A 12,960-nucleotide genomic window follows, 5' to 3' on the forward strand; every position below is an offset into this window, starting at 1 on the left:
AACAACAGTGACTATTTCGTGACCATGACTGGCGACCTTGACCATAGCCGCGAGGCAGCAACTGACCTTGGCCTGACCCGCGCCGGCGACACCGCCGGCCTCGAGGCGCTGATTTCGCGTGCCGCCCGCGCCGGCAAGGGCCTGCCGCCGGTCGAGCGCTGGAATCCCGATTTCTGCGGCGATCTCGACATGGAAATCAAGCCCGACGGGACCTGGTTCTATTTGGGCACGCCGATCGGCCGCATGCCGCTGGTGCAGCTGTTTTCGACCGTCCTGCGTAAGGACGAGGACGGCAAGACCTACCTGGTCACCCCGGTGGAACGGGTCGGAATCCGCGTCGTCGACGCGCATTTCGTTGCTGTCGAGATGAATGTGACGGGCGAGGGCGCTGACCAGATCCTGACCTTTCGCACCAATGTCGGCGATGTCGTCGAAGCCGGGCCCGAGCATCCGCTGCGTTTCGTCGACGAGCCCGAGACAGGCGGCCTCAAGCCATACCTGTTGGTCCGCGGGCGTCTCGAGGCGCTGGTGGCGCGTCCGGTGATGTACGAGCTCGCCGAAGTTGGCGAGCGCATCGACATATCAGGTAAGGACATGTTTGCCGTGCGCTCGAAGGGTGAGGTCTACCCCATAATGCCCTGGGACAAGCTGGAGCGGCTGAGCGCGTGATGGTTCATGCCCTGAGAGCGCATTATTCGGCGCAGGATTTCCGCCAGCGCGCCGCACAGGAGCATCTCAACGATGCGGTTGCCGACCATGGCGACCACGTGCTGAACCCGGACATGCGCGAACTGTTCGTGCACGACCGGCTGCGCGATGCCGCTGTGCTGATCCCGGTGGTGGATCACGGCGATGCCTCGACGGTCATCCTCACGAAGCGTGCCGAAAAGCTGAAGAGCCATTCCGGCCAGATCGCCTTTCCCGGCGGACGCATCGACCCGACTGACGTCTCGCCCGAGGCGGCGGCGCTGCGGGAAACAGTCGAGGAGATCGGCATAACCTCCGATTTCGTCGAAATCATCGGGCGCTTGCCGGATTATATCACCGGCAGCGGTTACCGCATCGCGCCGGTGCTTGGCATCGTGCGTCCCGGCTTCCGCCTGACAGTCAACGAGGGTGAAGTGGACGACGTCTTCGAGGTGCCGCTCGGCTTCCTGATGGATCCGGCCAATCATGGCCGCGCCAGCCGCACCTGGCAGGACCAGGAGCGCTTCTTCTATGCCATGCCCTATGAAGAGCGTTACATCTGGGGCGTCACCGCCGGCATCATCCGCGCGCTCTATGAAAGGCTCTACACATGAGCGCAACTATCGCCGGCGCCTCCTGGCTGAGCGACCCGCAGCTGCAGAAACTGCTCGCAGTGCTGAACGCCGACGGCGGCGAGGCGCGCATCGCCGGCGGTGCCGTGCGCAATACGCTGCTCGGTGAGCCCGTCGCAGATGTCGACATCGCTACGTCAAATCTGCCTGACGAGACCGTCCGCCGCGCCGAAGCGGCCGGCTTCAGGACCGCACCCACCGGCGCCGAGCATGGCACCATCACCGTTATTGCTGGCGGCAAGCCATTCGAGGTCACCACCTTGCGCGCCGACGTCGAGACCGACGGTCGCCGCGCCAAGGTCGTCTTCGGCAGCGACTGGACGGCTGACGCCGAACGACGCGATTTCACCATCAACGCGCTCTATGCCAGCGCCGACGGCAGCGTGATCGACCTCGTTGGCGGGCTGAGCGATCTCGACAGCCGGACGCTGCGCTTCATCGGCGACGCCGAGACCCGCATTCGCGAGGACTATCTGCGCATCCTGCGCTTTTTCCGCTTCTTCGCCTGGTACGGCAAAGGCCGTCCCGATGCCGAAGGGCTGAAGGCCAGCGCCCGGCTCAAGGACGGCATCGCGCGGCTGTCCGCCGAACGCGTCTGGTCGGAGCTCAAGCGGCTGCTCGGCGCGCCCGATCCGTCGCGTGCCATGTTGTGGATGCGCCAGGCCGGCGTGCTGACCGCCGCTCTGCCCGAGAGCGAAAAATGGGGCATCGATGCCATCCACGCGCTGGTCCGCGCAGAGAACGATCTCGGCTGGAAAGCCGACCCGCTGCTGCGGCTCGAATCGATCGTGCCACCGGATGCGGCGCGCATGAAAACCCTTGGCGACCGGCTGAGGCTTGCCAATGTCGAAACCGACAGGCTGGTCCAGTGGGCGGCAACCGCCAAGGTTGAGCCAACCGTTACCGAGGGCGAACTGGCCAAGCGGCTCTATCGCGGCAATGTCGACGCCATCGCCGATCGCCTGCGCCTCGATCTCGCCTCAGCGCGCGGTCGCGCCGAGCAGGACGACAAGGCGCTGATCGAAGCCGGCGGCTATTTCCGCCTGCTGTCCTTCATCGGCACATGGCAAAAGCCCGACGTTCCCTTGCGCGGCGGCGATCTTGCTGCGCTTGGCGTCGAGGGCGCGGCACTCGGTTCGTTGCTCAAGGCATTGGAAGGAGAGTGGGTCGACAGCGGCTTTGTGCTGGACCGCGACGCGCTGCTCGAGCGCGCCGCCAAGATGCTGAAAGTCTAGCGCATAGGCCCGAAAATTGGTGTCGATTTTCGGAAGGCACTATGCGTGAGATTCAGAGGTCAGGCCGCGTTGCGGACCTTTTCGATGCGCGAGCGAATGGCTTCTATCATCGTCTCGCGGATGATGGTTTCGCCATGGGTCTCGCGCATATGCTCGGCGACGCGGCGAATGATTTCAGCTTCGTCCTCGTGGCGGGTGTGCCACTGGCAGCCGGGGACAAGCGACCCGCACTGAAATTCCTTCATCGGATGTCTCCTTCCTCGTCCGTTTCGGGGGTGCACTATAACACGCAATCGGGCGATTGGTTGCGCTTGGTGGTGGGCCAGTCGACAGTTTGAGTTGGTCCGCCCGAGCATTCGTGGAAAAATCCCGCTTTGTCAGTGCGTTGACGCTGCAGGTTGAAAAAATGATTCCGCCGGCTCGCAATGAAAAGGGCGGAACCTCGTGTTCCGCCCTTTTTTGCAGCGCGCGGCTTGGGCGCTACTTCACGATCTTGACGGACTCAGCCACCTTGTTTGTGCCGCTCATGTCCCAGGTGATCGAAACCTTTTCGCCTGCCTTCAGGCCGGGATCCTTGAACTTCTTCGACAGCAAGAAGGATGTGCCGTCGGCGAGCGTCAGGCTCATCGCCTTGGCGTCGAAGGTCTTGATCGTCCCATCCGTATGCTGGACGGCGGCGAAGGATACGGCAGAGGTTGCAAAAATGGCAGCTGCGGCTGCCGGAACAAGAAGCTTGCGCATGGCATGCTCTCCGACGAATGCGGGCGCCCGAATGGACCGACCCGCCTTATGAAGGGCCGTCCAGTCACGTCGCGTCGCGGCCCAAGAGATCGAGCCGCCGGCGTTTCCCGGCCCCGGCGATAGAAATAGCCGTGCTTTGCCAGGGGCATATTAGACGAAAAACATATTTTCAAACGGTGACTTAGCCACATTCCGCGCCCAAATCTCTGTTTGTGGCGCCGAATGTGGCAACTGCGAACCTTACGAAAAAGTAAGACCCCGTGAGAGCTTGGCGATTACTCGCCGAACCTCTTCTTCGGCTTGTACTTCTTGGCCGCGCCAGCACCCGCCGGCTTGTCGTAGGCCGGCTTGTCACCCGCACGCTTTTCGAACGGCTTCTTCTCGTAAGGCTTCTTTTCAAAAGCCTTCTTCTTGAAGGGTGGCTTGTCGGCGGGATCGTATTGGCCCTTGCGGTGCTGCTTCTTCGGCTTGGCGCCGTGGTCGGATGCAGGCGCGGCACCAGTACGGGTGATGGTCACGCCCTTTTCGCCGGTGCCCTGTTCCTCGACGGCCGCGGCAAAGGCGTCGGCACGCTCGGAGATGATCTCGAAATGCGAATCGTTCTCGAAGATGCGTATCGAGCCGATCTCGCGCTTGGTGACGCGGCCTGCCTTGCAGATCAGCGGCAACAGCCAGCGTGGTTCGGCGCGGTGCTTGCGGCCGACCGAGACGGCGAACCAGACGCCGCTTTCGAAGCGGTTGTCGGGACGTTCCGCCTTGGCGGCGTCGAACACCGGTACAGGGCGGTCCGAGAGCTCTTCGGCGGCGGGACGCGAGGCCATCTGCTGGCGCAGCCAGGCCAGCGCGATCGTCTCGGGCGAGTGGGCGGCGAGGATTTCGGCGACCTGCGTTGCCTCGTCCTCGGCGGCAGCCTCGATGTCGGTGAGTTCGGCCAGCATGCGCTCGCGGTTGCGGGCGTCGATCTCTGCCGGGCCGGGTGCTGCCTGCGTCGTTGCCTCGAGCTTCGCGAGCTTGAGCAGGCGGGCAGCGCTGCCACGACGGTGGAACGGCACGATCAGCACGCACACGCCCTTGCGACCGGCACGGCCGGTACGGCCCGAGCGGTGCAACAACGTATCAGGGTTGGTTGGCAGGTCGGCGTGGATGACGAGGTCGAGGTTCGGCAGGTCGATGCCGCGGGCGGCGACGTCGGTCGCCACGCAGACGCGGGCGCGGCCGTCTCGCATTGCCTGCAGCGCGTTGTTGCGTTCGGCCTGGCTCAGCTCGCCCGACAGCGCCACAACGGCGAAGCCGCGATTGGCAAGGCGCGCCGAGAAGTGCTTGACCGCTTCGCGCGTCGCGCAGAACACCATTGTGCTCTGGGCATCGAAGTAAAGCAGCGTGTTGATGATGGCGTTCTCGCGCTCGGACGGAGCGACCAGCACGGAGCGGTATTCGATGTCGTCGTGCTGGCGGCTTTCGCCTGCTGCGGTGATGCGCAGCGCGTTGCGCTGGAAGCGCTTGGCCATCTGGGCGATCTGCGGCGGCACTGTTGCCGAGAACAGAAGCGTGCGGCGTTCCTGCGGTGCTGCCGCCAGGATGAACTCCAAGTCTTCGCGGAAGCCGAGGTCGAGCATCTCGTCGGCTTCGTCGAGAACCACGGCGCGCAGACCGGAAATGTCCAGGGAACCGCGGGTGATGTGGTCGCGCAGGCGGCCCGGCGTGCCGACGACGATGTCGGCGCCTTCGTCGAGTGCGCGGCGTTCCTTGCGCATGTCCATGCCGCCGACGCAGGAGGCGATGCGGGCGCCGGTCGCGGCATAGAGCCATTCGAACTCGCGGCGCACCTGAATGGCGAGCTCGCGCGTCGGCGCGATGATCACTGCCGAAGGTGCTGCGCCCGGCGTGAAGCGCTCGCGGCCGTCAAGCAGGGTCGGCGCGATGGCGATGCCGAAGGCCACCGTCTTGCCCGAGCCGGTCTGGGCCGAGACCAGGAGGTCGACGCCGCTGGCCTCGGGAGCCAGCACCGAGGTTTGCACCGGGGTCAGCGTTTCGTAGCCACGCGCGGCGAGCGCTCCGGCCAGCGCCGGAACCATGTTGTCGAAAATCGTCACGAAAATCTTCCAATGAGAGCAAGGCCCGTCACCAAAGGACGAGGGCCAAGGAAAGCGCGCTCTCTAAAGCTTTGCTGCCCGCACGTCAATGCGACGGCGGGCAGGGCAGCCATGCGTCCGGCTCAGGGCCACCTGACCTCAGGTGGCATGCTCGACAGGATCGAGGCGATGTTGCCGCCGGTCTTCAGGCCGAAGATCGTGCCGCGGTCATACAGCAGGTTGAACTCGACATAGCGGCCGCGGCGCACCAGCTGTTCGTCGCGGTCGCCGTCGGTCCAGTTGGTGTTGAAGTTCTGCCGCACCAAATGCTGGTAGGTGACGAGGAAGGCGCGGCCGACGTCCTGGACGAAGCGGAAGTCTGCGTCCCAGCCGCCCTTCTCCTCAGGCGAATGCTGCCAGTCGAAGAAGATTCCGCCGGTGCCGCGCGGCTCGTTGCGATGCGGCAGGAAGAAGTATTCGTCGCACCAATCCTTGTATTTCTGGTGGTCGGCCACACCGGCGTGCTTGGAGCAGGCAAACTGCATCGCCTTGTGGAAGGCGACGGTATCGGCGTCGTCCTGCGTGCGGCGGCGGTCGAGCACCGGCGTGAGATCGGCACCGCCGCCGAACCACCAGCGCGAGGTCGCCACCATGCGTGTGTTCATATGCACGGCGGGTACGTTCGGGTTCTGCGGGTGGGCAATCAGCGAGATGCCCGAGGCCCAGAAGCGCGGGTCTTCTTCGGCGCCCGGCATCTGCTTGCGGAATTCCGGCGAGAACTCGCCATGCACGGTCGAGGTGTGCACGCCGACCTTCTCGAAGACGCGGCCATGCATCATCGACATGATGCCGCCGCCGCCCTTGCCGTCGTCGCGCTGCCAGGGCGTGCGCTCGAAACGGCCCGGTGCCCATGACGCCAGCGGTCCCTCGACCTCATCCTCCAGCGCCTCGAAGGCGAGGCATATGCGGTCGCGCAGCTCCTCGAACCAGGCGCGCGCGCGCGCCTTCCTGTCTTCGATGTCGGCCGGCAGTCCCGCCGGGATTTCAGGACGCTGCAATTTAGGCTCCGCACAAATGACTCGTAATTGTCCGGCGCGATCCCTAATCTCCTTCTCGCAAGGGTCAAGGAGTTCTTTATGGGCACACCGACCAGACCGCCGCTGGAGGATCTCGCCAAGAGGCTCCAGCGCAGCCGGGCCGAACGTGAGCGCAGGCCGCGCGACGGGTTCCTGCGCGAGACCTTCGTGTTGCCGCGCCACGACGCACGGCTCAAGGCGCAGGAGTGGTTCTCGCGCTGGCCGAAGCAGGCTTACTGGACCGAGATCGAAAGCTGGTTCGAGCGCCCCGGCGACGTCATCGAGTTCACCATCCGCCGCCTGCCGACATCGGACTGATCTTCTCTAAACCGAGACTGAGTCGGGCTGCCGCGCAACCGCAGCTGGCGGCTGCAAGCTATTGGTGCGAGATTCCAAACTGCCCTTCGGTGCCCTGGCTAACCAGCCGGCCGTTTCGCAAATCCCTTGACCAGGATCGGTCCCGTCGGCTTGCCGGTCGGCGAGCCCGGGCGCGGTTCGAGCGTGATCTCGTAGAGCTGGTCGGCCGCGGGCACAGGCAGCTTCTGGCCCTTGAGCGTGGTCACCTCGGCGCTGGACAGCGTGCCCAGCGAAACCGGGCCGACCGAGGCGTCGTAGAGCGTCCACACCTGCATGATCTTGTCCTGCGGCACCTCGAAATCGGCAAGCGGGATGATCTTGACGCTGTTGTCGGCAAAGGCCTCGAACACTGCTCCCGTGGTGTTGTCGGGCGTCTGCAGCACCACGAGCACAACCGGCTCCGGCACCGTCTTCATGACGAAGCCGCCGGCATAGCCGAGGCCGAACGCGGCCGCGAGCGACGCTGCCAGGGCGAGTTTGCGCCAGGGGGTCGTATGCGTCGCGCTGTTCTGATTGGCAGCGCTTTGTGCCGGCGGTGAGGTGCCGTGGTCCTGCGGCAGGGTTGCAATCTTGCCCAGGATTTCGTCCCACATGCCGGCAGGCACCTCGGCGGGCTTCGCCGTGTGGTCGAGGCTGGACATGCGTTCGGCGAGCCGTCGCACTGTCTCGGCAAATTCCGGGTCGCGCTCCATATCGCGCTCCGCTTCGGCGCGGGCGTCATCATCCAGCAGACCGAGCACATAGTCGCCGGCGTGGGCAAAGCGTTCGTTGTCGCGGCTCATGACAGGCACTCCTGCAAGGCGATGACGCCGCGGCGAATCCAGGCTTTGACGGTGCCCAGCGGCGCGTTCAGCTTCGCTGCGATCTCGCCATGTGTGTAGCCCAGCACATAGGCCAGCAGGATCGACCTGCGCCGCGCCTCATCCAACTGGCTCAGGCAATGCTTGAGCGCGTCGGCCTCGTCGAGAGCCTCGAAGGCCGCGTCGGCGCTGCTGTCGCTTTCGCCGTGCCTGGCCATGTCGTCACCTGTCAGACGGAGGCGCTGGCCGTCACGCAGCATGTTGAGCGCGCGGTTGCGGACGATGGTGGTCAGCCAGGCGCGGGCACTGCCGCGTGCCGGGTCGAAGCGCGGCGCATGCTTCCAGGCGGCGATGAAGCCTTCCTGTACTGCTTCCTCGGCGAGATCCTTGCGGCGCAGGATGCGGCGGGCGATGGCGATCAGCCTGCCGGCCTCGCTGGCGAAAAGGTCGCCGAGCGCCTCGCGGTCGCCGCTTGCGACCCGAAGCATCAGGCCGTCACAGAATTGGTCGCTTCGTTCGACAGCCGACATGCGGTCCCTTCTCGCCCGTTTGCAATGATACACGCCGGATGCATCTGGGGATGCAAGCCCTTCTGAGAAATTTGCGGCGTCCTGCATCCAGAACCCGATCCCGTGGGTAAGGCCGGCGAGCGACGCAAAATCACCAGCGCTCACCGACCAATGAGAAGGAGATCGACATGAACCGCATCGCACTGCATATCGCCCTTGCCGGCACAATGCTCGCCGGCTTTTCCGCAGCGGCAGTGGCTGCTCCGGCGCTTGGCCTTTCCGGCGACAAGACCTTGATCTGGTTCGACACCGACAAGCCGGGCGAGGCCAGGAAGATGGAGGTGACCGGGGTCGACAAGCTCCATGGAATCGACCTGCGATCGTCCGATAACATGGTCTATGGCTTGGCCGGCGACGGCTCGCTGGTCACCATCAACCTCGACACCGGTGCGGCTGCGGCGGTGTCGAAGCTGTCCAAGCTGCCGCCCGAGGGCGCCAAGGTCAGCGTCGACTTCAACCCGGCAGCCGACAAGCTGCGCGTTATTGCGTCCGACGGCACCAATCTGCGTGTCGATCCCGCGACCGGCGCGGTAACCGAAGACGGCAAGCTCGCCTTCGAGGCTGGCGATGCGAGCGCCGAGATGCCGACTGAGATCATTGCCACCGCCTATACCAATTCCTTCGGCAAGCCCGAAAAAACGGCGATGTACGACATCCATGCCGGCGGGCTGTTCCTGCAGCAGACCAAACCGAATGACGGTACACTGAAGACGATCGGCAAGCTCGGCATCGAGCCCGGCGACGCCGTCGGCTTCGATATCCAGACGTCGGAAGATGGCGCCAACACCGCGTGGCTGGCCACAGGCGGCATGCTCTACAAGGTCAACATGGAGAGCGGTGCTGCCGAAAAGGCGGGCGAGGGCCTCGATGCCGGCTTGCGCGACCTGGCTATCCTGCGCTGACGCATCGAACACCACTGATCCGGGGAGGCAACGCCCCGGGTCGGCCGTTTTCACTCCACCAGCAGCCGCCGCGGCCCTGGGCCCTGGCGCGCCAGCCGGTCCTCGCGGTTGCGCAGCGGGCACTTGTCGATCGACATGCAGCCGCAGCCGATGCAGTCGGTCAGGCCGTCGCGCAGCTTCTTCAACTGTTCGATGCGGTGGTCGAGGTCGTGGCGCCAACCCGTTGAAAGCAGACTCCAATCCTCACGCGTAGGCGTGCGCCCGTCAGGCAGGGCGGCGAAGGCGGCGGCAATGTCGGCGAGCGAGATGCCGACATCCTGGGCGATCCGGATCACGGCCACACGGCGCAGCACGTCCCTGGAGTAACGCCGCTGGTTGCCCGCCGTGCGGTGGCTGTGGATCAGCCCGCGCGTCTCGTAGAAATGCAGCGCCGAAACCGCAACGCCGCTGCGCTTTGCCACCTCGCCGACAGTCAGTTCGCTTGCCATCGAAAATTCCCGCTTGACCTCAATATTAGTTGAGGTTGTACGAGGATATCCTTCACCGTGCAACGAAGGATGACGACATGGCGAGATCCGCTGCAGACGAATGGAACGACGGTTTGCCAGGAGGCTGTTTCGCCGCGGCCGCACTGCGACTCGCGGCAGCCATTTCAGCCGAGCTGGCGCATCGCCTCGCCGGAAACCATCGCAGCAGCCAGCGCGACGTTGAGGCTGCGACCGCCGCCGGGCATCGGGATGAGCAGCCGCTCGAAGGCGAGATCGTGGATGTGATCCGGCACACCGGCCGATTCGCGGCCGACCATGACGACGTCGCCTGGTTCGAAGCGGAAATCCGTGTAGGGCAGGGTGGCTTTCGTCGACAGCAGCACCAGGCGTCGGCCTTCGCCTCGGCGCCAGTTCTCGAAGCGGTCGAAGTCGACGTGCCGGGTCAGCGCCGCCATTTCGAGATAGTCCATGCCGGCGCGTTTCAGCGAACGGTCGGAGATGTCGAAGCCGGCGGGTTCGATCAGGTCGACGGCGACGCCAAGGCAGGCGGCCATGCGCAGGATGGTGCCGGTGTTGCCGGCGATGTCGGGCTGGTAGAGGGCGATGCGGAATGGGCCGTTCATCTTGATATCCTAATCTGTGGCAGCAAGGCCACAGCAAGTCGTGCCCAAGCAAAAAGTGAAGATGATGCTGTGGCGTTCTGCCGCGAAGGGGAGTATACGGCCTGCATTGTCAACCCGAACCGATGGAGGGGTACATGATGCTGCTTGACACACACCGCCCCGACTGTGGGCGACGTACTGCCTGAGGGCGGACCGGTTCGACGACTTTTCCTGACAATTCCAGGCATATTCGCATCGCGGTCCGCAGAAGCCCTTATCCGGTTTTCGAAGGACAATTCCGATGTTTGTCAACATCCCCACCGGGCACGACGCCCGTAACGAACACGACTCTGCATTTTTCGCCCACCGCAACGAGTTAGCTGAAGCAAGGCACCATGCCATGATGCTGGCGCTCGGCGCGCATCAGCCCAAGGCGCACCCTCCGGTACGCCGGCGGCCGCATCGCGGCATGCTGCCAGACGTCGACCTGTCGAATGTCGTCGTTGATCCCAGCTACAGGCCGCTGTTCGGCCGCATCGCTGCCCTGATCGGCCGGCTTGCCGGCCGGTCGGGTGCTACCCGGCCTGCTGCCGGAACGATGTCAGGAGGCAATAGCTGAGGATTCGCCGAATCCTCAGCGGCCCCCTACATTTCGAAAGCCCCCGCCGGCTCTTAACTCCGAGAATCCGGCGTAATATGGCCGTGCCAGTGACCTTCCAAGATACGTCCCACGCGGAATTCGCCGCGTGCAGCATACCGAACTGAGAGACTGAAATGTTCCGCTGGTTTGAAAACAGACTGAATCCGTTCCCGGTGGAGGAACCGGTCGAGCCGCCGAAGACGCTGGTCGCCTTCTGCCTGCACTACACCAAGGGTGCCTGGCTCTACATCATGATCGCCGCCGTGCTGACGTCGCTGATCGCGCTTGCGGAAGTGTGGATGTTCGGCTTTCTCGGCAACATCGTCGACTGGCTGTCGGCCCAGAACCGCGAGACCTTCCTTCAGAACGAAGGCTGGAAGCTCGCCGGCATGGCCTTCATCGTCATGGTCGTGCTGCCGGGCATGGTGGTGCTGCAGTCGCTGGTCAACCAGCAGACGCTGATGGGCAACTATCCCATGCGCATCCGCTGGCAGGTGCACCGCTACCTGCTCAAGCAATCGATGAGCTTCTACCAGGACGAATTCGCCGGCCGCATCGCCACCAAGCTGATGCAGACCGCACTCGCCGTGCGCGAATGCGTGGTCAAGCTGATCGACGTGCTCAACTACGTCATTGTCTATTTCATCGGCGTGCTGATCATCGTCGGCTCGGCCGACCTGCGCCTTGCCGCCCCCCTGATCGTGTGGCTCGTCTGCTACGTGCTGTTGCTGCGCTACTTCGTGCCGCGTCTCGGCAAGCTGGCTGAAGAGCAGGCCGACGCGCGCTCGACAATGACCGGCCGCGTCGTCGACAGCTACACCAACATCCAGACCGTCAAGCTGTTCTCGCATTCACGCCGCGAGGCGACCTTCGCCAGGGAAGGCATGTCGCTGTTCATGGATACGGTCTACCGTTCGATGCGGCTGGTGACCTCGCTCTACGGCGTGCTCTATTTGCTCAACTCGACGCTGCTTCTGTCGGTTGGCATCCTGTCGATCTCACTGTGGCTCAACGGCGCCGTTTCCATCGGCGCGGTCGCGGTCGTACTTGGCCTGGTGCTGCGCCTTTGGGGCATGTCGCAATGGATCATGTGGGAGGTCTCCGGCCTGTTCGAGAGCATCGGCACCGTCCAGGATGGCATCACTTCGATCGCCATGCCGCGCCTGGTCGAAGACAAGTCCGAGGCAAAGGAGATCGTCGTCGACAAGGGCGGCATTGCCTTCGACAATGTGCGTTTTCACTACGGCAAGAAGAAGGGTGTCATCGAGGATCTCACGCTCAACGTTCGTCCTGGCGAGAAGGTCGGCATCGTCGGCCGCTCGGGTGCCGGCAAGTCGACGCTGGTCAACCTGCTGCTGCGCTTCTACGACATCGAAGGCGGCCGCATCCTGATCGATGGGCAGGACATTTCGGCCGTCCAGCAGGACAGCCTGCGCGCCCGCATCGGCATGGTGACGCAGGACACCTCGCTGCTGCACCGCTCGGTCGCCGACAACATACTCTACGGCCGTCCCGACGCCACCGAAGAGATGATGATCGAGGCGGCGCGGCGCGCCGAAGCACTCGACTTCGTCGCCACTCTTGCCGATCCCAAGGGCCGCAAGGGTTTCGCGGCGCATGTCGGCGAGCGCGGCGTCAAGCTGTCGGGTGGCCAGCGTCAGCGCATCGCAATCGCCCGTGTCATGCTCAAGGACGCGCCGATCCTGATCCTCGACGAGGCGACGTCGGCGCTCGACTCCGAGGTCGAGGCGGCGATCCAGGAAAACCTCTATCGACTGATGGAAGGCAAGACCGTCATCGCCATCGCCCATCGGCTGTCCACCATCGCCGCGATGGACCGCCTGGTGGTCATGGACAAAGGCCGCATCGTCGAACAGGGCAGCCATGACGAACTGGTCGCCAAGGGCGGCATCTACGCCGCCCTCTGGCAACGCCAATCCGGCGGCTTCCTGCTCGACGACGTTGTCGATGCGGCGGCAAACGACGGCGAGGCCAAGAGCCAGGCAGCAGAGTAGTGTGGATCGATATCGAGGCCTTCCGCCGGTGCGGAAGGCCTCTTTCATTTCGGATGGCGGGGCCAGCCCTCCTCATTTTGTGAACATGCCGCCCAAGATTCGCCTGGCTTGGCGGCACGTTTCTCCTGCCAAGTCACGGTTGCC

General features: G+C 64.3%; 15 protein-coding genes. 7 read left to right on the forward strand and 8 right to left on the reverse strand.

What is annotated here, in order from left to right; genetic code table 11:
- Positions 1 to 24: 24 nt before the first annotated feature.
- From IG197_RS22380 to IG197_RS22390, 3 genes are read left to right on the forward strand one after another with little or no spacing between them, the layout of a single operon-like run.
- On the forward strand, positions 25 to 669 hold the full coding sequence (locus tag IG197_RS22380; protein ID WP_192319921.1) for a DUF1285 domain-containing protein: 645 nt from the start codon (positions 25 to 27) through the stop codon (positions 667 to 669).
- Positions 669 to 1,301 (forward strand): CoA pyrophosphatase, encoded by a 633-nt coding sequence (locus tag IG197_RS22385; protein WP_192319923.1) that lies wholly within the window; start codon positions 669 to 671, stop codon positions 1,299 to 1,301. The genes IG197_RS22380 and IG197_RS22385 overlap by 1 nt, the downstream gene beginning before the upstream one ends.
- Positions 1,298 to 2,554, forward strand: coding sequence for a CCA tRNA nucleotidyltransferase (locus IG197_RS22390; RefSeq protein ID WP_192315060.1), 1,257 nt, complete (start codon positions 1,298 to 1,300; stop codon positions 2,552 to 2,554). Before IG197_RS22385 ends, IG197_RS22390 begins: the two co-directional genes overlap by 4 nt.
- A gap of 59 nt (positions 2,555 to 2,613) precedes the next feature.
- Here IG197_RS22390 and IG197_RS22395 read toward each other — a convergent pair whose 3' ends face one another.
- From IG197_RS22395 to hemF, 4 genes are all read right to left on the reverse strand, one after another.
- On the reverse strand, positions 2,614 to 2,799 hold the full coding sequence (locus tag IG197_RS22395; RefSeq protein ID WP_067959336.1) for a DUF1059 domain-containing protein: 186 nt from the start codon (positions 2,797 to 2,799) through the stop codon (positions 2,614 to 2,616).
- Positions 2,800 to 3,034: 235 nt separating this feature from the next.
- Entirely contained in the window at positions 3,035 to 3,295 is a 261-nt protein-coding gene (locus IG197_RS22400) for a DUF1344 domain-containing protein (protein WP_192315062.1), read from the reverse strand.
- A gap of 275 nt (positions 3,296 to 3,570) precedes the next feature.
- Entirely contained in the window at positions 3,571 to 5,388 is a 1,818-nt protein-coding gene (locus IG197_RS22405; protein WP_067959342.1) for a DEAD/DEAH box helicase, read from the reverse strand.
- A 122-nt stretch (positions 5,389 to 5,510) separates the two neighbouring features.
- Positions 5,511 to 6,425, reverse strand: a complete 915-nt coding sequence (gene hemF, locus IG197_RS22410) for an oxygen-dependent coproporphyrinogen oxidase (protein WP_067959345.1) — start codon at positions 6,423 to 6,425, stop codon at positions 5,511 to 5,513.
- A 78-nt stretch (positions 6,426 to 6,503) separates the two neighbouring features.
- On the opposite strand from hemF, the gene IG197_RS22415 reads away from it, so the two are divergent.
- Entirely contained in the window at positions 6,504 to 6,761 is a 258-nt protein-coding gene (locus IG197_RS22415; RefSeq protein ID WP_067959348.1) for a hypothetical protein, read from the forward strand.
- A gap of 98 nt (positions 6,762 to 6,859) precedes the next feature.
- Here the strand turns inward: IG197_RS22415 and IG197_RS22420 are convergent, their stop codons facing one another.
- Complete coding sequence (locus IG197_RS22420) at positions 6,860 to 7,582, reverse strand: anti-sigma factor domain-containing protein (RefSeq protein ID WP_182573324.1); 723 nt, start codon at positions 7,580 to 7,582, stop codon at positions 6,860 to 6,862.
- The gene (locus IG197_RS22425; protein ID WP_154384749.1) at positions 7,579 to 8,130 is read right to left on the reverse strand and encodes a sigma-70 family RNA polymerase sigma factor; all 552 of its coding nucleotides are present in this window, start codon (positions 8,128 to 8,130) and stop codon (positions 7,579 to 7,581) included. Before IG197_RS22425 ends, IG197_RS22420 begins: the two co-directional genes overlap by 4 nt.
- 167 nt (positions 8,131 to 8,297) lie before the next feature.
- On the opposite strand from IG197_RS22425, the gene IG197_RS22430 reads away from it, so the two are divergent.
- Positions 8,298 to 9,071 (forward strand): DUF4394 domain-containing protein, encoded by a 774-nt coding sequence (locus tag IG197_RS22430; protein WP_246670735.1) that lies wholly within the window; start codon positions 8,298 to 8,300, stop codon positions 9,069 to 9,071.
- A gap of 50 nt (positions 9,072 to 9,121) precedes the next feature.
- Here the strand turns inward: IG197_RS22430 and soxR are convergent, their stop codons facing one another.
- Together soxR and IG197_RS22440 are read right to left on the reverse strand one after the other, a co-directional pair.
- Positions 9,122 to 9,559, reverse strand: a complete 438-nt coding sequence (gene soxR, locus IG197_RS22435) for a redox-sensitive transcriptional activator SoxR (RefSeq protein ID WP_154384750.1) — start codon at positions 9,557 to 9,559, stop codon at positions 9,122 to 9,124.
- A 164-nt stretch (positions 9,560 to 9,723) separates the two neighbouring features.
- Complete coding sequence (locus IG197_RS22440; protein ID WP_067959356.1) at positions 9,724 to 10,182, reverse strand: tRNA (cytidine(34)-2'-O)-methyltransferase; 459 nt, start codon at positions 10,180 to 10,182, stop codon at positions 9,724 to 9,726.
- 280 nt (positions 10,183 to 10,462) lie between these two features.
- Here IG197_RS22440 and IG197_RS22445 point away from each other — a divergent pair, with 280 nt between their 5' ends.
- Together IG197_RS22445 and IG197_RS22450 are read left to right on the forward strand one after the other, a co-directional pair.
- Positions 10,463 to 10,780 carry a hypothetical protein gene (locus IG197_RS22445; RefSeq protein ID WP_192315063.1) on the forward strand — a complete coding sequence of 106 codons (318 nt, stop codon included), beginning with the start codon at positions 10,463 to 10,465 and terminating at the stop codon, positions 10,778 to 10,780.
- A gap of 155 nt (positions 10,781 to 10,935) precedes the next feature.
- Positions 10,936 to 12,816, forward strand: coding sequence for an ABC transporter ATP-binding protein (locus IG197_RS22450; protein ID WP_192315064.1), 1,881 nt, complete (start codon positions 10,936 to 10,938; stop codon positions 12,814 to 12,816).
- Positions 12,817 to 12,960 lie beyond the last annotated feature (144 nt).

It is taken from the genome of Aminobacter sp. SR38, from assembly GCF_014843375.1.
Taxonomy (GTDB): Bacteria; Pseudomonadota; Alphaproteobacteria; order Rhizobiales; family Rhizobiaceae; genus Aminobacter; species Aminobacter ciceronei.

Coding starts and splice junctions, on each gene's coding strand:
- IG197_RS22380 (WP_192319921.1), top strand. CDS start 25: ATGACTGGCGACCTTGACCATAGCCGCGAGGCAGCAACTGACCTTGGC.
- IG197_RS22385 (WP_192319923.1), top strand. CDS start 669: ATGGTTCATGCCCTGAGAGCGCATTATTCGGCGCAGGATTTCCGCCAG.
- IG197_RS22390 (WP_192315060.1), top strand. CDS start 1,298: ATGAGCGCAACTATCGCCGGCGCCTCCTGGCTGAGCGACCCGCAGCTG.
- IG197_RS22395 (WP_067959336.1), bottom strand. CDS start 2,799: ATGAAGGAATTTCAGTGCGGGTCGCTTGTCCCCGGCTGCCAGTGGCAC.
- IG197_RS22400 (WP_192315062.1), bottom strand. CDS start 3,295: ATGCGCAAGCTTCTTGTTCCGGCAGCCGCAGCTGCCATTTTTGCAACC.
- IG197_RS22415 (WP_067959348.1), top strand. CDS start 6,504: ATGGGCACACCGACCAGACCGCCGCTGGAGGATCTCGCCAAGAGGCTC.
- IG197_RS22420 (WP_182573324.1), bottom strand. CDS start 7,582: ATGAGCCGCGACAACGAACGCTTTGCCCACGCCGGCGACTATGTGCTC.
- IG197_RS22425 (WP_154384749.1), bottom strand. CDS start 8,130: ATGTCGGCTGTCGAACGAAGCGACCAATTCTGTGACGGCCTGATGCTT.
- IG197_RS22430 (WP_246670735.1), top strand. CDS start 8,298: ATGAACCGCATCGCACTGCATATCGCCCTTGCCGGCACAATGCTCGCC.
- soxR (WP_154384750.1), bottom strand. CDS start 9,559: ATGGCAAGCGAACTGACTGTCGGCGAGGTGGCAAAGCGCAGCGGCGTT.
- IG197_RS22440 (WP_067959356.1), bottom strand. CDS start 10,182: ATGAACGGCCCATTCCGCATCGCCCTCTACCAGCCCGACATCGCCGGC.
- IG197_RS22445 (WP_192315063.1), top strand. CDS start 10,463: ATGTTTGTCAACATCCCCACCGGGCACGACGCCCGTAACGAACACGAC.
- IG197_RS22450 (WP_192315064.1), top strand. CDS start 10,936: ATGTTCCGCTGGTTTGAAAACAGACTGAATCCGTTCCCGGTGGAGGAA.